Origin of the sequence: Chryseobacterium potabilaquae (genome assembly GCF_902728265.1) — a bacterium.
In the GTDB taxonomy this organism is placed as follows: domain Bacteria; phylum Bacteroidota; class Bacteroidia; order Flavobacteriales; family Weeksellaceae; genus Chryseobacterium; species Chryseobacterium potabilaquae.
Map to the genome: position 1 here is coordinate 52,604 of NZ_CACVBR010000018.1, position 22,230 is coordinate 74,833.

The following is a 22,230-nucleotide window of genomic DNA, read 5'->3' on the forward strand; positions in this document are numbered from 1 at the left end:
TGAGATAAAAAACTATATTTGCTAAATTATTTTTAATTGTTCTAAATAAATGAATAAACAATATGTGCTTTCAATCAGCTTATTAGCAAGTTTCGTGACTTCTATTTCTGCCCAAACAAAGAAAGATACTGTTAATACTCAAAATATTAATGAAATTGTTATGGTATCTTCTCGTTCTCCAAAACAAATTAGTGATATCCCTGGAACCGTTTGGGTTATAAGTAAAGAGGAACTTCAAATGCAGATTAAAGGAGGTTCCGGATTGAAAGAAGTATTGGGAAATATGATTCCCGGATTTGACTTTGGAAATCAAGGAAGAACAAATTTTGCTCAAAATATGCGTGGAAGAAATGTTCTTGTCATGATCAATGGAGTTTCTTTAAACAGTACCAGAGCTTCAAGCCGACAATTTGACTCTATTGATCCTTTCAATATTGAAAAAATTGAAGTCCTTTCTGGTGCCTCATCAATATATGGAGGTGATTCTACAGGAGGAATAATTAATATCATTACAAAAAAACCAACCTCAAATGCGCTGGCCTTTGAAACATTAGTTGGATTGAAAACGGGATTTCATAAAGATGATTTAGACAAAAGAATTGCTCAGTCAATTCAAGGAGGAAATGATGCGATAAAATTTAGATTGGGAGCTGCTTTTACTCAAAATGAAGGAGCATTTGATCCAAGTGGAAATCAAATAATTACGGATGTAAAACAAGCTGATTTTCAATACAACAGATCTATTGATCTTTTGGGAAGTATGACAGCAAAAATAGCCTCAAACCAAGACTTAAGTTTAGATTTACAATATTATAATGCAAAGGTTAGGAATAAAAAATGGTTGTCTTTTGGACAAAATTTTGCCGGTTTTACTACAAAAAACCCTGATTTAATCAATGTAATGGGTGGAGCTGATTCAGATGTAGTACCTCGTACAGAGCGTTTCATGGCTAATATCCAGTATAGTATTCGAAATATTTTAGGAAATCAAAATGCAATCTTACAAGCGTATGGGAGAAAAGAAAATATTGATTTCGGAGCCTCTTTCGCCGAAGTTCCTAAGCCACCTGCAGGAATTACACTTCCTATATTCCTTTCTTCAGCCAGAGGAAATACTGACATTTATGGTGTAAAAGCAGTACTCAATAAAAAATGGAAATCATTTAGTTTTACCTATGGAATGGATTCTGATGTGGAGAAATTCAAAGGGGATCAAGCTCTATTCAATCCGGAAATAAGCAGTGCATCAGGAGGCTTAATTAATAAAACTGATGGTTTTGTAGGAAGATATCCCAATACTAAAATATTTACTTTGTCAGGTTTTATGCAGGCAGAATGGAATATTACGAATAAATTTATTCTTTCCGGAGGAATCAGACAACAATTCATCAATATAAAACTGGATGACTTTGTAGGTTTTAAAGAACAAGTATATATGCATTTCGGATATGGCAATTCTGCAGATGCAGTAAAAGGAGGTAAAAATAATTATGACGTTACATTACTTAATGCTAGTTTATTATATAAAATTACTCCAACTTGGCAAACTTGGCTTGGGTTTTCTCAAGGATTTGCTGTTCCTGATGCTGCAAAAACATATGGATTTGGGAAATATGAATTAGCAAATAATCACTGGAACCTCCTCAATAGCATCAATATTGCCGAACAACCATTAAGTGGTATTAAAACTAATCAATTGGAATTAGGTTTTAGAAATAATAGAAGCTCTGAAACCGGAATATCGGCTCAAGGATCATTTTTTTACTCTCTTTCGGATAAGACCTTAAAAATTGACAATGTGGCATTTACTATTTCTCTACTTGACCAAAAATTAAGAAACTATGGTTTTGAAGGTGCCTTAACCTACCGCTTTTCTAAAGGATTAGAATTAGGAGGAAATATCTTACTCGTAAAATCTGAAACGGATACCAATGAGGGTTGGAAAAATCAGTCCGTATACACCACCAATCCTTCCAAGTTTACGGTTTTTACAGGATGGAATACCAACAGATTTTCTTTAAAGCTACAGATGCAAAACGCTATGAATTATACAGACCTAGCAGATATGAAAATAAGTGGTTATGCTCTATTTGATTTCATTGGTGATGTAAAATTAAATAAAGGAACGATCAATTTTGGGGTTCAAAATCTTTTCAATAAACAATATACAACAATATGGGGACAACGCTCTGTATTTTTTTACGGAGAACCTCAAAAAGCATATGCATATCAAGGGAGAGGAACCACTTTCTCTATAGGTTATACGATCAATTATTAAGCAAGAATATATTTACAACTAGAAAAGAACACAAATATTTAAATGGACACAGTTATTACTCAACAAACGGTTTTAGAAAGGGAAAACCTATTCAAAAATTTGAAGAACCTATTCTGTGAAGTCAACGTTCACGAATATCAAAATGCCATGCAAAAAGCACAAGAGGCAGTTGTAGAATTTTTAGAAGAGAACAATCAACCTTTCAGCGGAGTCTCTCCTAATGAACTAAGAAAGCAGTTTGAAAACATCAATTTAAATGAACAGTCAAAAAATTATGATGAAGTTTTTGATGAAGTCAAAACATTGTATACAAAACATGCAATCGCTTTTCATCATCCGAAATATGTAGCGCATCTGAATTGCCCGGTGGTTATACCGGCTGTGATTGCAGAAGTACTTATTAGCTCCATAAACTCTTCTTTAGATACATGGGATCAAAGTGCTGGAGGAACATTAATGGAGCAAAAGCTTATTGAATGGACATGTAAAGAAATTGGATTTAGCAAAGAATCTGATGGGGTATTTACCAGTGGAGGATCCCAAAGTAATCTTATGGGAATGCTTCTAGCGAGAGATCATTATTCTATAAAACATTTTAATCATAATATTAAAAAGAATGGATTACCGATACATGCTCATCGATTTAGAATCTTTGTTTCAGAAGCTGCTCATTTTAGTATACAAAAAAGTGCTTCTATTTTAGGATTGGGTGAACAAGCGGTTGTAAAGATTAAAACTGATCGATCTTTTAAAATGAATAGTATTTTACTAGAAGATGCGATTAAAAAAGAAATAGAAGAAGGTAATATCCCCATTGCAATAGTAGGAACAGCAGGAACAACAGATTTCGGAAATATAGACCCTCTCCATAATATTTCAGTCATTGCTAAGAAATATGATTTATGGTTTCATGTAGATGCTGCCTATGGATGTGCTTTACTTTTAACTGAGAACCATCGTCATTTAATTCATGGAATTGAAGAAGCAGATTCTGTGACAGTAGATTATCACAAATCTTTTTTTCAACCGGTAAGCAGTAGCGGATTTCTTGTAAAAGATAAAAACTACTTTACCTTAATAACCCATTATGCTGATTATTTAAATCCTAAAGATCATGATGATAATGCAATTCCAAATCAGGTCAATAAATCCATACAAACTACCAGAAGATTTGATGCGTTAAAACTTTGGTTTACGCTCCGAATTATCGGTAAAAAAGGATTGGGTGATTATATTGATACCATCATTCAGACTGCTAAAAAAGCTGCTGTTATGTTAGAAAATGATCCTGAATTTGAAATTTTAAATCGTTCTGATATTTCAGCTTTGGTATTCCGTTATTCTGCAAATCCTTTTAAAACTTTCGATTTAAATAGAATCAATACCTATATAAAGTCACAATTGTATAAACACGGTAATGCATTAGTAGCAGGAACTAAAGTAAATGGGCAATTTTATTTAAAATTTACTATTCTGAACCCCTTAACAACCATCGAAGATATCCAATCAACCTTAACAATTATAAGAAAATATGGAAATGAGTATGTCGAAGTCAATTAATGAATATGCAGTTACAATAAACTATACGGCTCTTATTAACTGCTACATGAAGGAATTTACCAACTGGAGCCGTTATCTGGGAATTCCAGATTATGATGATGCTATAGCCAATAAGCTTCAAAAGACGCCAACAAATCTTCATATAAGAATTGATTTTTCTACAATAGGATGTGATGTATATATTCCGGTAAATTACTTTTCAGAAACTGGCAGACATCTTTTTGATTTCCCAGTTGTAAAGAGGGTTATGGAGACCGATGAAGTTTCAGAAATAGATATTTATACTTTCATGACTCTTATTGCGGAATATGCTAAAGGGATATATTCTGATATTGATGCTTCGATTGTAATGAATAGATTGAGTAATAGTATTGAAAATCTTAGCACCTATTTAAATTACCTTGTTGAAAATAAAAAGCACGTTAATGATCTAGAAATGTCTTTTATTGAAGCGGAACAATCTCTTATTCTAGGGCATATTCTTCATCCTGTTCCAAAATCAAAACAGGGATTCAATTCGAAAGATTTGATACAATATTCCCCAGAAACTTGCGGAAGATTTCAATTGTTTTATTTCTTGATAAATCCAGAAAATATTATTGAAAAAAATGCAGATGGGGAACTTATTACAAAAGAAATAGCTGAGAAATTATATCCTATATTAAGTGTTGAACATAAAAATATATGCGATCAACATCCTAGTTATCAAATAATCCCTATGCATCCTTGGGAAGCCGAATATCTTCTGAATGTAGAGGAAATTCAAAGCATGCAACAACAAGGACTTCTTTTTGCGTTGGGAAATTACGGCGAAGACTTCACTCCTACTTCATCTGTAAGAACCGTTTATAATGAAGACTGCAACTGGATGTTCAAGTTTTCTTTGCATGTTAAAATAACCAATTCAGAAAGAATCAATTTGTTTCCTGAACTTCATAGAGGATATGATATCAGTAGACTATTAAAAACAGATTGGGGGAAAAATCTACAAAATGATTTTCCGGAAATTGATTTTATGGTTGACCCAGCCTTTATTGCGGTTCAATTGAATGGGAAAATTATTAATGGATTTAATATCAGTATTAGGAGAAATCCTTTTCAAGGAAAAGAGAACAAAAATAAAAATGTAACTCTTTTAGCAGCTCTTTGTCAAGACGGCATTTTAGGACAATCTTCTAGACTACAAAACATCATAGAAACAACAGCTCACAATCTTGATTTACCTGTAGAACAAGTTGCATTAGATTGGTTTAAACAATATCTACATATCTGTGTAAGACCTATTGTAGGTATTTTAAATACCTATGGCCTAGCTTGTGAATTCCATCAGCAGAATGTAATGATTGAACTCGATAAAAAAGGGTTTCCTGCAAAAATCTATTTTAGAGATAATCAAGGATTCTTTTTTAGAGAAGGCAGAAAAGAATTAGTATCGAAAGCATTACCGGGAATTGCTGTTGAAAGTCAATCTATTATTGATGAAGAATCATTAGCTCCAAAATATACTTATTATTTGGTAACCAATAATATTTTAGGTGTCGTAAACGCATTAGGATGCAATAGATTAGCTGACGAAAAGAAACTAATCAATCTGGTATATAAAGCATTTAAAGAACTTGAAAATGAAGATGAAACAGGACTTGTGAACTATATCCTCAATAAAAGAAGTTGGTATACAAAAGGAAACTTAATAACAAGTCTTCAAAATATTAATGAAGCAGATGAATCTTTAGAATATCCGGCTGTTTTCCTTGATACGCCCAACCCATTAAATAAATATTTCTTTTCAGATAAATTGATTAAACCTGATACAAAAGATATGGTTTATTCTAGATATTTTGAAGAGGAAGATATCAATATAAGTATACGTCCTTTCGATATTGATCATGATTTTGAAATGATCCATGAATGGTTTAATAGAGAGCATGCAAAACCTTTCTGGAAAATGGATGGTCCGAAAAAAGATCTTGAGCTTTGGTTCAGAACAATTCTTCCAAGTGATGAACAACATAGCTTTATAGGATACGTCAATGATATTCCTCAATTTAGTTTTGAACCCTATTGGCCTATGAGAGATATTGTAGGAGCTTATTATGATGCCTTACCTACAGATTATGGAACACATTTTTTTGTCGCAGAAACTCAAAAAGATAGAAAATATTCTTTTCAGTCATTTCAAGTTGCTTTAGATTATATTTTCATGTTACCTGAAGTGGGCAAATGTATAGGAGAAGCATCTGTAGATGCTATACCTACGGATAAAATTATCACAAGATTGGGCTACACGCGTGAAGGAGTTATTAAAATGCCGCATAAAACAGCTTATCTTACTTTTTGTACTCGAGAAGGATATTGGGAAAAGTGTCCGGAAAGTAGACTAGAAGAAAAAAATATGTAATACACTTTTCTGAAAATAAAATATAATTCAAGAAAGGAATATACTTAATTTATAAAACAAGAACATTGGAAAATAAACAAATATATGATATCATCGGGATTGGAATTGGTCCCTTTAATCTTGGCTTAGCCGCTCTTTTAGAACCTGTAGATACAGTAACATCTCTTTTTATCGATCAAGCTCAAGGTTTTGATTGGCATCCCGGATTGATGCTTGATCAAGCTACTTTACAAGTCCCTTTTATGGCCGATTTGGTAACAATGGCTGATCCTACAAGTAAATTCAGCTTTCTTAATTTTTTAAAAGAAACAGATAGGCTATATAAGTTTTATATTAGAGAAAGCTTCTATATTTTAAGAAAAGAGTATAATGTATATTGTCAATGGGTGGTTAACCAACTCGCGAATTGTCTCTTTGGGAAGAAAGTTGAAAATATTACGTTTAATGAAGCGGAACAACTCTATATAATCGAAGTTCTTGACATTAAAAATAATGATGTCCAAACATACTATACTAAAAAAATGGTATTAGGAACAGGTACTCAACCGAACCTACCTTCATTTATGGAAGGGAAAAATCTTTCAAGAGTTATTCATACTTCAGAATATCTGCAGCATAAAGATGAAATCCTTAATTCTAATTCTGTTTCGATTATTGGTTCCGGACAAAGTGCTGCAGAAATATTTCAAGATCTTCTTCCTCAAACAGAAGAGAATTTAAAAATGAGCTGGTTTACAAGACCGGATCGTTTTTTCCCAATGGAATATTCAAAGCTTACTTTGGAGTTAACTTCTCCGGAGTATGTTGATCATTTCTATAAAATGCCTTCACAACAACGTAAAAACTTATTAGCTAAGCAACCTCCTCTTTACAAAGGAATCAATTTTGACCTCATCAATGATATCTTTGACACACTCTATGCAATGAGTGTGGGAGATACTCCCTTAAATGTTGAACTGAAACCAAGCTCTCAATTGGATAATATTCAACAAGAAGGAAATTCTTATGTTTTGGATTTTACGCATGTACAGGATGAAGCCACATTTACCAATACTTCAGAGTATGTTATTCTTGCAACTGGCTATAAATATAAAGAACCAAAGTTTTTAAAAGGTATCGAGACTCAAATCAAAAGAACAGAAGATGGCCTTTTTGATGTGAGCAGATATTATACAATTGATAATTCCGAACAAATTTTTGTTCAAAATGCGGAACTTCACACTCATGGTTTTGTTACACCGGATTTAGGAATGGGAGCCTATCGAAATGCCATCATTATCAATTCAATTACCGGAAAAGAAATTTACAAAGTAGAGAAACAGATTGCTTTCCAAAAGTTTAGTACAGAACAAGCATGGACCGCAAAACATTCATCTTAAATGGAGATTTAAAAAAGGTCATGTGGGAAACTTCATGGCCTGCCGTTGCGGCTATTGTATTATACGGTGTCAATAATTTTTTAGACGCGATCTTTGTAGGATACCTTATTGACAACCAAGCATTGGCTGCAGTAGGAATGGCATATCCATTATCACAAATTGTGCTCGGCTTTGGAAGACTTGTGGGTAACGGAGCAGGAGCAGCTGTAAGTATTTGGATTGGACAAAATAAACAAGATAAATTGTATAACTTATTTGGAAGTTTCAATTTTCTATGTCTTTTTTTCTCTTTGTTATGTACAGTTCCTGCCTATATCTTCGCTCACGAGCTTATGGGAATGATGGGTGCAAAAGGAGACTTGCAAACTATTGCCACTGAATACTTCAGAGTAACCATGTTGGGTACGGTCTTTTGGATCTACGGATTAGCTTTAAATATGCTAGTTCGAGCAGAAGGAAAAATGAAAACGGCCGCTAAAATGATTGCCGTAGGGTTAGTTATTGATATCGTATTAAAACCTATTTTTATTTCCTATTTTAATATGGGGGTGTCTGGAGCTGCGTGGGCAACCAATTGCGGAATGATTATTTATTCTTTCCTTGGTTTTTTCTATTATGCTAAAGGGAAAAGTTCATTTAAAACAAACTGGAAATCGACTTCATTTGATCTTTCTATCGGATATAAAATAATAAAACTGGGATTTCCTGAAATGATTATGTCGATTATGGGAGTCGTGCAAAGTATTATTGTATTTAATGCTATCTCCAGATATGGAACAGAAAGTGACATTTCATTTTTTACCGTTTTAAATAGATTTTTTCTATTTTTATTAACTCCTTTATTTGGTTTAATGAGAGGACTTCAACCTGTTGTCGGTATTAATTTTGGAGCTGGACAATTCGTAAGGGCAAGAAAGTTCTTGAATATTTATATTGTAGCAGGAATTGCTATTCTATTTCCCTTCTTTTTTATGTCTTTACTTTTTCCGGAGCAACTCATTGGGATCATGTTACCGGGAAGCTCTATAAATGAGTATCAGATTACTGATTTTAGAGTGTTTTTCTCTGTATTACCATTACTTCCTGTTACTGTTTTGGCACTCTCCTACTATCCGGCAGTTAATGACAGTAAAAAAGCAAGTTTCTTAGTATTTCTACGTCAATTGGTATTATATATTCCTATAATGCTTATTCTTCCGCAATATTTTGGAATTAAAAGTATCTATTGGGGAAGTGCTCTCATTGAATTAACGGTTGGTTTGACGACTTTATTTCTATTGAGAAATTATCAAGCTAAACCGGCTACGATCTCTCTAGAGCATTAAAAAATAATTAGATTTGGTAATTAAATTAGCTTCTAATTACCAAATCTGTTATTGATTAAATAAAATATTTCTAAAAGCTTCTGAAGCTAAATGAACTTGTACCGACCAATCAGCAGCTGCATCACTCCCTGCATCATCAGAAATGTATTTTAAGCATAAAAACGGTATCTTTTCTTTCATCGCAATTAATGCCAATGGATAAGCTTCCATATCCACAACATTATAATCTGTTTCAGAATGGTTCATTTCAAAACTATCCCCACTCCCACAAACCGCTTCTTTTAAGCCTTCTTTTTTAAGACCATATTCTAATATAGGAGGAATTCCTGAGAGAGGAGTCTCATACAAATTAAATCCGAGACCTCTCACATCCATATCCCGTTGAATAAATTGAGTACAACAAACAACTTCTCCTTTATTAAAATTCTTACTTCCGGCGGAACCAAGATTTACAAGCAATTTAGGTTTGTTGAGATGAATTTTCCGGGATAATTCTATCGCCGCATTTACTTTTCCTATCCCTGTTATTAATGTATTGTGATTTTCAAAAATTTTGCCTGCTTCAGAATCTAAAGCAAAAACAAACAGGGTATCTTCAACCGGAAAATAAAGCTCTTCGTTTATTTTTATCATCAAATTACAATATTAAAACTTCTTGTATACTTCCCACAAATTATCATTTCAATGGGTTAAATAAAATGCTTGTGAGCAAATGACGCCATTTTCTCAACACTTTCCTGTACCTCTTTTAATACTCCTCCCATATGCATAAAACCATGTACCATATCCTTATAAAGAAGAGTTTCAACCATAACACCTCCCTCTTTCATGTTATTGATAAGATGCACTCCTTCATCTAATAAAGGATCGTGCTCTGCCAGGATAACCAAGGCGGGTGGAACATCTTTAAAATCTTTTATCAAAATAGGTATAGCGAGTGGATTTTCTTTATCCTCGGAAGAAGATAAATACCAATTCCAGACACGATATGCTTCCTCTTTATTCGTTACAGGACCATTTTTATATGTTTCCCAAGATGGAGTACTCAATGTATTGTCTGCAGCAGGATAGATCAAAATTTGAAACTTAAGTTGAGTTCTAAGTTGAGTTGCTAAGCTTATAGCTAATGCTCCCCCTGCACTATCCCCCGCAACTCCTATATTGTTTTCATCTATACCCAATGCAGTGCTATTATTAATAATCCATTCTGAAGCTGCATTAATATCCTCTAAACCTGCAGGAAAAGGATACTCAGGAGCTAAACGATAATCAATAAAAATAACTACAGATCCTGTGGCATTGGCTAATTTACGGATTACGGCATCATGAGTTTCAATGCTTCCGGATACAAACCATCCTCCGTGTAAATAAATAATAGCAGAGGTTTTTTTCTTCTTCTCGTTACTAGGTCTATAGATTATACAAGGAATAGAATGTGTATTTTGAGGAATATTTATTTCTTCCATTATGGCTATAGATTCCTTCTTACCACTTAATTGAAAAGCCATAGTTTCATACCCTTTTCGACTACGATCCAAAATATCCTGACTATCAAAAACCTCCATTTTGTGAAGATGATCTATTATTTTTTGTACTTCCGATTTAAATTGCATTTTGTGTTTTTAATAATTATTATGACTTATTTCTAATATTTTGATAAAGTTACTAAAATTGAAGAAACTATGATCCTGCTCAAAAGAAAGATTACTTAAGTTGACGTTCCCAATAAATCTTATAATGAAGTTGTACTTATTTTCCGACTAAATAGGATATGACTTATTAAAGCTAATACACTTAAAAAACTTCCAACAAAACAAACACCTTCCCATTGAAAATATCCCCAAGCTATAGAAGCTAACCAAGTTCCTAGAGATCCCCCAATAAAATAAGACACCATATAAACAGTATTTAATCTGTTAACAGCATTGGATTTAATTAAAAAATAGTTTGTTTGATTCATGATATGACTTGATTGTACGCCCAAGTCCACTAAAATTACTCCTATAATAAGCCCCCAATACGTTTCTCCCGCAAAATAAGTAAATAACCAACTGGTTAAAACAATCAATAATGAATAAAAAATAATTCTATTAAGATCTAAAAACTTTTGAAGATATCCTACCTTTGCCGCCGCTAGAGCACCTACTGCCCCTGCAAGACCAAAGCTTCCAACCACCGAAGGCCCCGCATAGAATGGCGCTTTCTCCATATGGAATACTAAGGTGGTGAATAAAGCACACATTGATCCAAAGGCCATAGCTCCTCGAAATGAAGCTAATCGTAAAATAGGTTGGGTTCTAGCTAAATAAACTACAGAGCTCATCAAGTCTTTATAGGTTCCTTTAAAATTGGGTGGTAGTTCGGGAAGCATTTTATAAACAGCCAACCAGACCAAAATCATAATCCCGGCAGCAATCCCAAACATAGCTCTCCATCCCCATAATTCTCCGACTATCCCACCCACAAAACGAGATAATAAAATACCAAGTAACAATCCTGACATCACAATGCCAATATTTGATGATTTTTCTGTGTCGGAAGAAAGCTCTGCAGCAATAGGAACAAAGAGTTGAGGAATTACAGATGTTGCTCCAATTAATAAACTTGCCACATATAACATCCATAATTCTTTTGCAAATGTCATCCACAATAATGATCCCAAGACTAATATAAGATCTATTAGAATGAGCTTCTTCCGAAGAAACTTATCTCCCAACGGAACAATTAATAAAAGGCCTAAAGCATATCCTATTTGTGTAAGTATAGAAACTTTACTTACAGCACTTTCAGAAATCTGTAAATCATTAGAAATAAGAGCTAATAAAGGTTGGTTATAATAATTATTAGCTACCACAAGTCCGGAGATAATGGACATTAACCAGATTACAGTGCGGGAAATCCCACTTGACGTATTCATCTGCATATTTCAAATTTAGTGATCAAATAATTGAAATTAATATATTTATTTACAAACTTTTATTTATGAATCCAGTTGTTTTTGAAATTCTTCAAGATACTTTGCAATGTCAATACCGGCAGCCAAACCATGATGGAGTTCAATAGAAACCGGCAGATACTTTTTGCCCTCACGGTTATTAAATTTTCCGAAAGTAATTTTTGGTACAGATTCAGTTTTATCAAAATTGGTTGGATGAAGTAATGCACTGAAAGAATGCCATGGAATCGTAGAATGCCTAATTAAATCTTTCCCCAATTCCCCATTATTTAATCTCAGCCCTGTAGAATTTTGAACTTCCTCTATTTCGCTTTGTAAATCTGAATTGAAAATATCAAAACGCTCTGAAAAAGGAATAAATGCAAAACCAAAAGTCTGGTCTTCTCTATTAATTGTAGTTCCCGCATGAATCACATCATATAAAATTACCTGATTTTCGATGATCCTCAGTTTTAAAGCATCCACGGAATTAACAGCAATCATCGATTTATGAAGATAAGAGGCAAAAAAAGAATAGTTATTTTCTTTTGCAGCCTCATAAGCTTTTGTACAATCTAATTCTGTCGTAAGACCAAAATAGGGACTCACCATTTTTGAAAAAAAATCAAAATGTTCTTTTCTATTCCAATTATCAATATCTATTATTTGCATTACTCTTAATTGTGTGGCAAATTTCTACAAGTTTTATGACTTTTGAAAGTTGTTTGCATAGAATATTTTATTAATGCGATCAAAACAACATGGATTGATTTTCGAAACAAATGATTTGATTTATTAAATTCTTAAAGGCTATAACAAAACTAATTTTGTAGTAGAAAATAATCAATACAAAATTTTAAGTTATGAATAATAAAGAACAAATTAAAAACGCAGCCCAAGCAACATTTAAAAATCATCTTACTTTTTTGTCTAATGGTGAGATTAATAAATGGGTCGATTTATTCGATGAAAATGGAATATTAGAATTTCCTTATGGACCTTCCGACTTTCCTAATCTCGTAAAAGGAAAATCTGAACTATTCAATTATATGGTTAATTTTCCCAAGCATTTTAAAGTCGAATTTGAAAATCTCCATTTCCATGCAACAGAAGAGCCCACTCTGATTATTGCTGAATTTACAAGTAAAGGAAAAGCTCTAAGAACCAATAAACCGTATTATCAAAAGTATATCTCTGTTGTTACAACTAATGAAAAAGGTCAAATTGTAAAATATGTAGATTTTTGGAATCCAATGGTCGCGTTAGAGGCATTAAATACTTCTTTAAGTAGCTTTATCGAATAAAAAAACAATATAAAAAAACAATTAACAGTCATAATCAAAAGTTATGGCTTTTTACTTTTATAAATGATCAAGAAAACATTTACATTTGTATATAAGGTTTTTGTAAAATATCTTACATATTTTAAAATGGATAGATCAGAAACAATAGAAGAATATTACGCTAAACATCCTTTTCTAAAAAATTTTGATGTAACAAAAGGTAATAGTCATTTTAATATTATTCCCATTGCAAAACAACATCAAATGGAAAATGGGGGGTCAGTTACCTTCGGAAGGAGAGATTTCTTTAAAATCTGTATTATTTCAGGAAAAAGTAAAATTCATTATGCTGATAAAAGTTTTGAAATCTTAGAACATGGATTACTTTTTACAAATCCACAAATTCCTTATGAATGGGAAGTTATAGGAGGATCGCAAGAGGGATTCAGTTGTATTTTTACGGAATCTTTTTTTGAAGATTTTGGCGATATCAAAAAATATCCTGTTTTTCAATTAGGAGGCTATCCAGTTTATGAACTTACAAAGGAAGAACAAAAGTCACTCATTCAAATTTTCTTACAAATGCAACAAGAAAGCACCTCTACATTTGAATTTAAAAATGATGTGCTGAAAAATCTTGTATTTCAATTAATTCATTTGGCCTTAAAAATACGACCCTCTACCCACGTGTCAGTGGAAAAAAATAATGCAGCAAAAAGAATCACCACCCTATTTATGAGTCTTTTGGAAAATCAATTTCCTATCCATAACTCACTAGAAGGACTTTCTTTGAGAAAAGCGTCTGACTATTCATCACAAATGTCGATACATGTCAATCATTTAAATAAATCGGTAAAAGAAGTAACCTCTGAAACTACTTCAGAAATAATTTCTAAAAGGATTCTAAAAGAAGCAAAAACTCTTTTAAAACATAGCTCTTGGACCATCTCCGAAATTTCATACAGTTTAGGATTTGAAGGTCCGGCTCACTTTAGTTCATTTTTCAAGAAACAAACCCATATTTCTCCCTCCCAATTTAAAAATCTTGAAATTTGATGAGGCTTTGGTGAGGTTTTTGGATGAATTAATTTAAATTATTTTATTTTGAAACTTATTACGTTCACAAATAAAGGAATTTATTGTCCTCAAGGTAATTTTTACATTGATCCTTGGAGACCTGTTGATTTGGCCATCATTACCCATGGTCATGCGGATCATGCGCGTTGGGGAATGAAAAAATACCTTTGTCATCATTTTACCAAACCTATTTTACATCAGCGAATTGGCAATGATATTCAATGTCAAAGTGTAGAATATGGTGAAACTATTACTCTAAATGGAGTGAAAGTTTCTCTTCATCCAGCAGGGCATATCATAGGATCAGCACAAATTCGATTAGAATATAAAGGATATGTAAGTGTTGTGTCTGGAGATTACAAAATTCAAAATGACGGATTAAGTACCCCTTTTGAACTGGTAAAGTGTAATGAATTTGTGACGGAAAGTACGTTTGGCCTTCCTATCTATCATTGGCTCGAGGTAGAGGATTTGAATAAAAAACTACAAAATTGGGTACTGCTTAATCGAGAAAATGAGAAAACATCAGTATTTATTGGCTATTCATTAGGAAAAGCACAGCGTATTATGAAAGCAGTGGAGAATGTTGGCAAAATACACGTACATTATTCCATTGGAAAGCTCAATGAAGCTTTTAAAAAAGTGGGAATCAATCTTCCTTCTTATGAAATACCTGATTTTAGAGAAAATACAAAACAGCTACAAAATGAAATAGTTATTGTGCCTCCGGCTTTGCTTGATAGTAATATTATCAAAAAAATACCCAATCCTGCTGTTGCTATTTGCTCAGGTTGGATGCAGGTTCGTGGGGCAAGAAGGTGGCGAAGTGCCGATGCTGGTTTTGCAATGAGTGATCATGCCGACTGGAATGACCTATTAGAGGTAGTAAAGGCTACAGAAGCAGAAATCGTTCATGTAACGCATGGACAAACTGAAGTTTTTTCCAAATATCTGAATGAGATTGGAATTAAAGCAGATATCGTAGAAACATTATATGGTGATGATGATGAAACGGAAAATATCCAAAACACTATCTCATGAAACATTTTGCAGATTTAATCAATGCTTTAGAAAGCACCAATAAAACGAATGCTAAAATTGAAGCCATTATCAATTATCTAGAGCGGGCTCCTGATGAAGATAAAGTATGGTTTATCGCACTGTTTACAGGGAAAAGACCCAAAAGAAATGTGAGTACCAATTACATGAAAGAATGGGCTCTAGAAATTACAAAAATACCTTTTTGGCTGTTTCAGGAAAGTTATTCTTCAGTAGGAGATTTAGGAGAAACCTTATCATTAATTTTACCACCTCCTACAGATAAAATTGACTATAGTTTATCTCAATGGATGACTCATATCATCCATTTAAAAGATAAAACAGAAGAAGAAAAAAAAGAATTTGTATTGCACTCATGGAGAGGATTAGATTATACGGAACGATTAATTTTCAATAAACTTTTAGGAGGTAGTTTTCGTATAGGTGTTTCTGATAAAACTCTTATTAATGCTTTAACAAAGTTTTCCGGACAAGAATCCAGTATATTGACGCATAGTTTAATGGGAAAATGGCAACCTGACGAAATCTCTTTTAATGAATTAATTTTAGCAGAAAAAATTAATCCTGATAATTCAAAACCATATCCATTTTGTTTGGCCTATCCTTTAGAAAAAAAATGGGAAGAATTGGGAGCTGCTTCTGATTGGTTAGTTGAATATAAATGGGATGGAATTCGGGGACAAATTATCAAGAGAAATGATGAGGTTTTTATTTGGTCCAGAGGAGAAGAATTAATTACAAATCAATTTCCTGAAATTGTAGAAACTATAAAAGAGAAAAAAGGAAGTTTTGTTTTAGATGGTGAAATATTAGCCGTAAAGGACGGTAAAATATTAAATTTCAATGAACTACAAAAAAGATTAAATAGGAAAACTTTAACTAAGAAAATGCGGGAAGAGATCCCTATTCAAGTTTTTGTATATGATATGTTAGAATTAGAAAATAATGATCTAAGAGAAAAATCTATTTCTTCAAGAAGGGCACTATTAGAAGAGTTATTACTTAATCAAGAATCTGAAAACATATTTCTTTCCCAAGAAATAGAATTTAAAAAATGGGAAGATTTAGAGGAGATTCGAGAGCATTCAAGAGATATTAATAGTGAAGGGTTGATGTTAAAACAAAAAAACTCCCCTTATCATTCAGGTCGAAAAAAAGGAGACTGGTGGAAATGGAAAATTGATCCTTTAACGATTGACGCCGTCCTTATTTATGCCCAAAAAGGAAGTGGTAGAAGAAGTGCTTATTATACAGATTATACCTTTGCTGTGAAAAAAGGAGATGCATTAGTCACTATAGCCAAAGCTTATTCGGGATTAACTGACAAAGAGATTATGGAAGTCAGTCGTTTTGTTACTAAAAATGCTATAGAAAAATTTGGTCCTGTGCGTACCGTAAAGCCAGAACTTGTTTTTGAAATTGCTTTTGAAGGAATCGGATTTAGCACACGTCATAAAAGTGGTGTTGCCTTACGATTTCCAAGAATCGTTCGATGGCGAAAAGATAAAACAGTAAACGAAATTGATGATTTAGAAGAAATTAAAAAGCTAATTTATTAAATTAGATAGACGCAGCAAATCCAAATTCTATATTAAAAACATAAACACCAACTTATTTGAGTACTTTTGAAAATACCAATGGATGTAAGATTATTCAAAAATGGATGACCGATAAAGGGATGTCCCCTTTTTCATTTCAAATAGAAACATGGAAAAAGTTTGGAAATGGATATAGTGGAATGGTAGTTGCCCCAACAGGATTCGGAAAAACATATTCTGTTTTTTTAGCACAGATTGTAGACTTTTTAAACCATCCGGATAGATATAAAAAGGGATTGAAAATGATCTGGATAACACCTTTACGATCTCTTTCAAAAGATATAGCTAAAGCAATGCAGGAAGCCCTCAACGAAATAGGAATGGATTGGGTTGTAGGGGTTCGAAATGGAGATACAGATCCAAAAATAAGGCAACAGCAAGTAAAAAATATGCCCGAAATCTTAGTTGTAACACCGGAAAGTTTACATCTTCTTTTAGGGCAAAAAAACCATGTAAGATTTTTCTCTAATTTACAATCTATTGTTATTGACGAGTGGCATGAATTATTAGGATCTAAGCGTGGGGTAATGGTAGAACTAGCCATTTCTCAGATAAGAAAATATGTTCAAAAAATTAAAATTTGGGGCATTACCGCAACAATAGGAAACCTTGATGAAGCCCTCGAGGTATTAATTCCTTATGCTATAAAAAAAACAAAAATAACAGCTAAAAAGCATAAAAAAATTGATATCATCCCCGTTTTTCCAGATGAAGTAGAGCTCTTACCTTGGGCGGGACATTTGGGACATGCTTTGACTGATAAAGTAGTTCCCATTATTCTTAATTCCAAATCTACTATTATTTTCACCAATACACGAAGCCAAAGTGAAATGTGGTATCAACTATTATTAGATACCTATCCAGACTTTGCGGGACAAATTGCTATCCATCATAGCTCTATAGATGCTCACCTAAGAATTTGGATTGAAGAAAACTTGAGTAATGGTAAATTAAAGGCTGTCGTTTCTACATCTTCGTTGGATTTGGGAATTGATTTTAAACCGGTAGACACAGTCATTCAAATTGGTTCCGCAAAAGGAGTTGCTAGATTTTTGCAACGTGCCGGACGAAGTGGCCACTCCCCTTTTGAAACTTCAAAAATCTATTGTGTACCTACTCATTCCTTAGAGTTAATAGAAGTTGCAGCACTAAAAGAAGCTGTAAAACAAAAAGTTATTGAACCCCGTGAACCACAAGTCTTATGTTTTGATGTGTTAATTCAATTTTTAATGACCTTGGCTATTGGTGATGGCTTTTATCCTAATGAAGTATATGAAAGGATTAAAATAGTCTACGCTTTTCAAGAAATAACAGATGAAGAGTGGCAAAATATTCTTGATTTTCTGACCGTCGGAGGAAGTGTTTTAAAAAATTATGAAGAATTTCATAAAGTCGTTATTTTAGAAGATGGTCTTTACAAAGTCCTTTCTAGGAAAATTGCAATGCTCCATCGAATGAATATGGGAGTAATTGTAAGTGATGCTATGCTTAAAGTTAAGTTTATTTCCGGCGGTTATATTGGAATGGTTGAAGAATATTTCATCACAAAGCTTCAGAAAGAGGGAAAATTTATTCTAGCGGGAAGGATTTTGGAAATCGTTATGATAAAAGACATGACAGTATATGTGCGTGCAGCAAAAGGAAAAGCTTTCACCCCGAGTTATTTAGGAGGAAGACTTCCATTAAGTTCCAATCTTGGATATTTTTTAAGAGAAAAGTTATCAGGTGCTTTAAATCCTAAAGTATCAGAAAAAGAATTAAAATTCTTACACCCTTTATTAATTAATCAAGAAGAAAAGTCTCATATTCCGAAAGATGATGAATTTTTAGTGGAAATGATCAAAAATCGAGAGGGCTATCACCTATTTATGTATCCATTTGAAGGACGTTTGGTACATGAAGTGATGAGCGCGCTTATTGCTTATAGAATTTCAAAACTGGCACCTATTTCTTTTTCAATGGCCATGAATGATTATGGGTTTGAATTGTTCACGGATAAGGAAATTCCCCTCAATGAAGAAAATCTGCCTCAAATTTTAACAAGAGAAAATCTGATGACTGATGTTATTTCCAGTATTAATTCTGCAGAAATGGCTAGAAGAAAATTTAGGGATATTGCTGTTATTGCAGGAATGGTTATTCAAAATTTCCCGGGCCAGCAACGTACCAACAAATCTTTACAAAGTTCGGCAGGCCTTATCTTTAAGGTCCTAGACGATTATGATCCCAACCACTTTCTAGTAAAACAGGCTTACACAGAAGTTTTTAATATTCAATTACAAGAGCAAAGACTGATTGAGGCATTTAAACGGATCGAAAAGTCAAAAATTATTCTAAAATATTCCCATACTTTTACTCCATTAAGTTTTCCTATAAAAGTAGATAGTTTAAGGCAATCTCTTTCTAGTGAAGATTTGGATGCAAGGATCGCGCGAATGGTAAAACAATCAAAAAAATAGTTATAAAACCGTACATGGTAAATATAGTCACAAAAGATATCAATATTAAAAATGAAATTTTTACTCTTACCAATCAACGTGCAGTCTTTTGGAAAAGTGAAGAAGCCCTCATTTTATCTGATCTCCATATTGGTAAAACAGCTCATTTTAGAAAAAACGGAATTGCTTTGTCTCACAAAATTATGGAACGTGATTTAGATAGATTATCCGCTTTGATTGACCATTTTCATCCTGAAAAAATGATTGTTGTAGGAGATTTACTTCATGCCGGAAACAACTCTGATGTGGAAAAATTTTGTAATTGGAGAAGTCATTACCCTAAGCTAGAGCTTTATCTTATTGAAGGGAATCATGATAGAATATCTACATCATTAGAAAAAAAATTATGTCTGAATAATAAAACAAATCAATTAAACCTTCACGATTTTATTTTTACACATGATTTTGATAATACTCAATCTCATTTTCAAATTACCGGACATATTCATCCGGGAGTAATTTTAAACTCCACAGTTAGTAATATAAGAATGCCTTGTTTTGTATTGACTTCTAATCAATTACTGCTTCCCGCTTTTAGCGAATTTACAGGACTCGATACAAAAAACACCCCTAAAAGCGGAAAATTTTTTATGTTTACACATTCTGAAATTTATGAAATAGGTTGATGTTCTTTTCTTTTTAACATTTTTACCATTGCTTTTATATCTGGAAATTTCCCCTGACAGAGAAAAAAAGATCGAAAAAGAAAAATCTCTCTCTCATTCAAATGGATTAACTTCTTTCTTTATTATCTCTATAAGGATCATATCAATGATATGTAAAAAATACAGAAGTTGAATGTGAAAATTACAATCATAAAAAATATATTCTGTTTTTTATTACAAGGTTACGCACCATATAAGTAATGCTAAATAATTCGATTATATTTATAATTTTCTACACATCTATTCATAATATGATAAAAAATTTGTAAAATAATATTGACATTTTTGTAAATATAAAAATTTTAACTATTTAATTTAGTTCTTGTATGGATATATTTTTTAGTTTTGTAAACTTTAAAAATATAATTATGTAATGAATTAGTATTTTTAAAGCTTACACTTAATGACAAAAAGAGTAAATTTTGTTTAATATAAACTATCAATCATACAAAAAATAAAATAAATTTTATTCAGAAATAGCATTATTACAGAATGTAATGGGATATGTATGGTTACAATCAATAGAATATAATTATAAAGAAAATGCACTAAAAGGAATACTTTTTTATATGGTATCTATATCTATTTTATTAGGCCTTAATGAAGATAGACATTCTATACATATTTAAAATTTTTCTAAGTTTATAATTATTTATTTAAAAAAAATTAATTAAATCACCTTATCACAATGATAATTGAAAATTTATTGTTTTCTTATGGCGCCGAAATAAAAAAGTATAAAACCAATGAGATAATTTTTCGAGAAGAAGAGCTTCCGTATTATTATTTTCAGATACTAAAAGGTAAAATTAAATTAAATAACTATAATGAAGGAGGTAAAGAATTTATTCAAAATATATTTTCTGATGGGAATAGTTTTGGAGAAGCCCTTCTTTTTATAGATCGCCCTTATCCAATGAATGCGATAGCTATTACAGAAAGTAAAATCATCCGACTTCCTAAAGCAGATTTTCTTACGTTGATCAAAGAAAACCCTAAAGTTTCTATGAATATTCATCATTGTTTAGCAGATCGTATGTATTACAAATACATCATGTTATATAATCTATCATTTCAAAATCCTATAGATAAGCTTAAGCTCCTGATGGAATACCTTAAAAGCTATCATGATGATAAATGTCCTTATTCCTTTCAAATTCCTATGACCAGGCAGCAATTGGCATCTCTTACCGGACTTTGTGTGGAAACAGTCATAAGAACTATTAAAGCAATGGAAAAAGAAAATATGCTAAAGATTATCAATAGAAAAATATTTTATTAATAGAGTATTGATCAAAATTACATCCTCTTACTTTCAAGGTATATTTAGATATAATTAAGGAATAAAACAGTCTTATTTAGCCATATATAATTCACTATTTTAAGAAAAAATAAAATTTAAATATGGTATTCATGCTATTTTGGTCAGATTTTTGAATCCATTATAACATCATTCTCCATATTCTTATTTCAAAACCAATCACTTAAAATATTAATATTATGTCAACTAAACACCTTACTCATCTAGAGGCAATACAAAAGATCAAAGAACTGTCGGAAAACGCAAAAATATGTATGTTTTGTACAGAATTGGAAACTATTCCCATACATTCTCGACCCATGACATTACAAGAAACCGATAAGGAAGGAAATCTTTGGTTCATTAGCAGTGAAGCAAGTAATAAAAACTTTGAAATTAAAGAGGATCGCAGAGTGCAACTTTTCTTTATGAACAATGGGGAGGCTCAATATCTTTCTATTTATGGTAAAGCATCTGTGTATAAAGATAAGAAAACAATTCAAGAAAAGTGGTCTTCAATGGCAAATGCATGGTTTGATGGAAAAGAAGACCCTAATGTTTCTATCATTCGTGTAGAACCGCGAGAAACATATTATTGGGATACAAAAGTAGGAAAACTAGTAAGCTTGTTCAGCTTTGTAGCTTCCGCAATTACAGGAATTAAAACCAATAATGCGGATGGTGTAGAAGGAAATGCTATACCATAAGAAAAAGAAAGAATCCGTCTCACAACAAAAATTGAGGCGGTTTTTTTTGCTATAAAGTTTTTTAATGTCTCAGAAAAAATGAAAATTACTCTCTTTAAGCAACTTTCTTTCTTAAATTGTGTGCTAAAGCGTGTAAACCGAACTCCAGTTCTACTTTTTTTAAACCTT

Annotated in this window: 17 protein-coding genes; 13 read left to right on the forward strand and 4 right to left on the reverse strand. The window is 32.4% G+C overall.

All coding sequences use genetic code 11. The annotated features are described in order from the left end of the window. Window positions 1-49: 49 nt before the first annotated feature. From CHRY9293_RS10835 to CHRY9293_RS10855, 5 genes are all read left to right on the forward strand, one after another. Window positions 50-2,278, forward strand: coding sequence for a TonB-dependent receptor (locus CHRY9293_RS10835; protein WP_162032991.1), 2,229 nt, complete (start codon window positions 50-52; stop codon window positions 2,276-2,278). A 42-nt stretch (window positions 2,279-2,320) separates the two neighbouring features. Continuing rightward, window positions 2,321-3,838: a pyridoxal phosphate-dependent decarboxylase family protein gene (locus tag CHRY9293_RS10840; protein WP_162032992.1), complete on the forward strand. Its 1,518-nt coding sequence runs from the start codon at window positions 2,321-2,323 to the stop codon at window positions 3,836-3,838. Next, window positions 3,822-6,236, forward strand: a complete 2,415-nt coding sequence (locus CHRY9293_RS10845; protein ID WP_162032993.1) for a GNAT family N-acetyltransferase — start codon at window positions 3,822-3,824, stop codon at window positions 6,234-6,236. The genes CHRY9293_RS10840 and CHRY9293_RS10845 overlap by 17 nt, the downstream gene beginning before the upstream one ends. 65 nt (window positions 6,237-6,301) lie before the next feature. After that, window positions 6,302-7,615, forward strand: coding sequence for a lysine N(6)-hydroxylase/L-ornithine N(5)-oxygenase family protein (locus CHRY9293_RS10850; protein WP_162032994.1), 1,314 nt, complete (start codon window positions 6,302-6,304; stop codon window positions 7,613-7,615). Beyond that, window positions 7,591-8,940 carry an MATE family efflux transporter gene (locus CHRY9293_RS10855; protein WP_162032995.1) on the forward strand — a complete coding sequence of 450 codons (1,350 nt, stop codon included), beginning with the start codon at window positions 7,591-7,593 and terminating at the stop codon, window positions 8,938-8,940. Before CHRY9293_RS10850 ends, CHRY9293_RS10855 begins: the two co-directional genes overlap by 25 nt. Before the next feature lie 48 nt (window positions 8,941-8,988). On the opposite strand, the gene CHRY9293_RS10860 is transcribed toward CHRY9293_RS10855, so the two are convergent. From CHRY9293_RS10860 to CHRY9293_RS10875, 4 genes are all read right to left on the reverse strand, one after another. Next, complete coding sequence (locus CHRY9293_RS10860; RefSeq protein WP_162032996.1) at window positions 8,989-9,573, reverse strand: 5'-methylthioadenosine/S-adenosylhomocysteine nucleosidase family protein; 585 nt, start codon at window positions 9,571-9,573, stop codon at window positions 8,989-8,991. A gap of 56 nt (window positions 9,574-9,629) precedes the next feature. After that, window positions 9,630-10,553 carry an alpha/beta hydrolase gene (locus tag CHRY9293_RS10865; RefSeq protein ID WP_162032997.1) on the reverse strand — a complete coding sequence of 308 codons (924 nt, stop codon included), beginning with the start codon at window positions 10,551-10,553 and terminating at the stop codon, window positions 9,630-9,632. 119 nt (window positions 10,554-10,672) lie between these two features. Then, window positions 10,673-11,863 carry an MFS transporter gene (locus CHRY9293_RS10870; protein WP_162032998.1) on the reverse strand — a complete coding sequence of 397 codons (1,191 nt, stop codon included), beginning with the start codon at window positions 11,861-11,863 and terminating at the stop codon, window positions 10,673-10,675. 57 nt (window positions 11,864-11,920) lie between these two features. Beyond that, window positions 11,921-12,547, reverse strand: coding sequence for a chloramphenicol acetyltransferase (locus CHRY9293_RS10875; RefSeq protein WP_162032999.1), 627 nt, complete (start codon window positions 12,545-12,547; stop codon window positions 11,921-11,923). 191 nt (window positions 12,548-12,738) lie between these two features. On the opposite strand from CHRY9293_RS10875, the gene CHRY9293_RS10880 reads away from it, so the two are divergent. The 8 genes from CHRY9293_RS10880 to CHRY9293_RS10915 all read left to right on the forward strand — a co-directional run bounded on the left by CHRY9293_RS10880 (window position 12,739) and on the right by CHRY9293_RS10915 (window position 22,062). Continuing rightward, window positions 12,739-13,179, forward strand: a complete 441-nt coding sequence (locus CHRY9293_RS10880) for a nuclear transport factor 2 family protein (protein ID WP_162033000.1) — start codon at window positions 12,739-12,741, stop codon at window positions 13,177-13,179. A 126-nt stretch (window positions 13,180-13,305) separates the two neighbouring features. Continuing rightward, window positions 13,306-14,214, forward strand: coding sequence for a helix-turn-helix domain-containing protein (locus CHRY9293_RS10885; RefSeq protein ID WP_162033001.1), 909 nt, complete (start codon window positions 13,306-13,308; stop codon window positions 14,212-14,214). Window positions 14,215-14,262: 48 nt separating this feature from the next. Continuing rightward, entirely contained in the window at window positions 14,263-15,276 is a 1,014-nt protein-coding gene (locus tag CHRY9293_RS10890) for a ligase-associated DNA damage response exonuclease (RefSeq protein ID WP_162033002.1), read from the forward strand. Further along, entirely contained in the window at window positions 15,273-16,853 is a 1,581-nt protein-coding gene (locus CHRY9293_RS10895; protein ID WP_162033003.1) for an ATP-dependent DNA ligase, read from the forward strand. Before CHRY9293_RS10890 ends, CHRY9293_RS10895 begins: the two co-directional genes overlap by 4 nt. 56 nt (window positions 16,854-16,909) lie before the next feature. After that, window positions 16,910-19,351: a ligase-associated DNA damage response DEXH box helicase gene (locus CHRY9293_RS10900; RefSeq protein ID WP_162033004.1), complete on the forward strand. Its 2,442-nt coding sequence runs from the start codon at window positions 16,910-16,912 to the stop codon at window positions 19,349-19,351. Window positions 19,352-19,365: 14 nt separating this feature from the next. Next, complete coding sequence (pdeM, locus tag CHRY9293_RS10905; RefSeq protein WP_162033005.1) at window positions 19,366-20,016, forward strand: ligase-associated DNA damage response endonuclease PdeM; 651 nt, start codon at window positions 19,366-19,368, stop codon at window positions 20,014-20,016. 727 nt (window positions 20,017-20,743) lie between these two features. Next, window positions 20,744-21,337, forward strand: coding sequence for a Crp/Fnr family transcriptional regulator (locus CHRY9293_RS10910; RefSeq protein ID WP_162033006.1), 594 nt, complete (start codon window positions 20,744-20,746; stop codon window positions 21,335-21,337). A 218-nt stretch (window positions 21,338-21,555) separates the two neighbouring features. Further along, a complete protein-coding gene (locus CHRY9293_RS10915; protein WP_162033007.1) occupies window positions 21,556-22,062 on the forward strand; it encodes a pyridoxamine 5'-phosphate oxidase family protein in 507 nt (168 codons plus the stop codon). Window positions 22,063-22,230: the final 168 nt, after the last annotated feature.

What these genes read in the sequence shown, in the direction of transcription:
- CHRY9293_RS10870 (WP_162032998.1), bottom strand. Translation starts at nt 11,863, where the DNA reads ATGCAGATGAATACGTCAAGTGGGATTTCCCGCACTGTAATCTGGTTA.
- CHRY9293_RS10875 (WP_162032999.1), bottom strand. Translation starts at nt 12,547, where the DNA reads ATGCAAATAATAGATATTGATAATTGGAATAGAAAAGAACATTTTGAT.
- CHRY9293_RS10895 (WP_162033003.1), top strand. Translation starts at nt 15,273, where the DNA reads ATGAAACATTTTGCAGATTTAATCAATGCTTTAGAAAGCACCAATAAA.
- CHRY9293_RS10860 (WP_162032996.1), bottom strand. Translation starts at nt 9,573, where the DNA reads ATGATAAAAATAAACGAAGAGCTTTATTTTCCGGTTGAAGATACCCTG.
- CHRY9293_RS10840 (WP_162032992.1), top strand. Translation starts at nt 2,321, where the DNA reads ATGGACACAGTTATTACTCAACAAACGGTTTTAGAAAGGGAAAACCTA.
- CHRY9293_RS10835 (WP_162032991.1), top strand. Translation starts at nt 50, where the DNA reads ATGAATAAACAATATGTGCTTTCAATCAGCTTATTAGCAAGTTTCGTG.
- pdeM (WP_162033005.1), top strand. Translation starts at nt 19,366, where the DNA reads ATGGTAAATATAGTCACAAAAGATATCAATATTAAAAATGAAATTTTT.
- CHRY9293_RS10880 (WP_162033000.1), top strand. Translation starts at nt 12,739, where the DNA reads ATGAATAATAAAGAACAAATTAAAAACGCAGCCCAAGCAACATTTAAA.
- CHRY9293_RS10845 (WP_162032993.1), top strand. Translation starts at nt 3,822, where the DNA reads ATGTCGAAGTCAATTAATGAATATGCAGTTACAATAAACTATACGGCT.
- CHRY9293_RS10885 (WP_162033001.1), top strand. Translation starts at nt 13,306, where the DNA reads ATGGATAGATCAGAAACAATAGAAGAATATTACGCTAAACATCCTTTT.
- CHRY9293_RS10915 (WP_162033007.1), top strand. Translation starts at nt 21,556, where the DNA reads ATGTCAACTAAACACCTTACTCATCTAGAGGCAATACAAAAGATCAAA.
- CHRY9293_RS10865 (WP_162032997.1), bottom strand. Translation starts at nt 10,553, where the DNA reads ATGCAATTTAAATCGGAAGTACAAAAAATAATAGATCATCTTCACAAA.
- CHRY9293_RS10855 (WP_162032995.1), top strand. Translation starts at nt 7,591, where the DNA reads ATGGACCGCAAAACATTCATCTTAAATGGAGATTTAAAAAAGGTCATG.
- CHRY9293_RS10910 (WP_162033006.1), top strand. Translation starts at nt 20,744, where the DNA reads ATGATAATTGAAAATTTATTGTTTTCTTATGGCGCCGAAATAAAAAAG.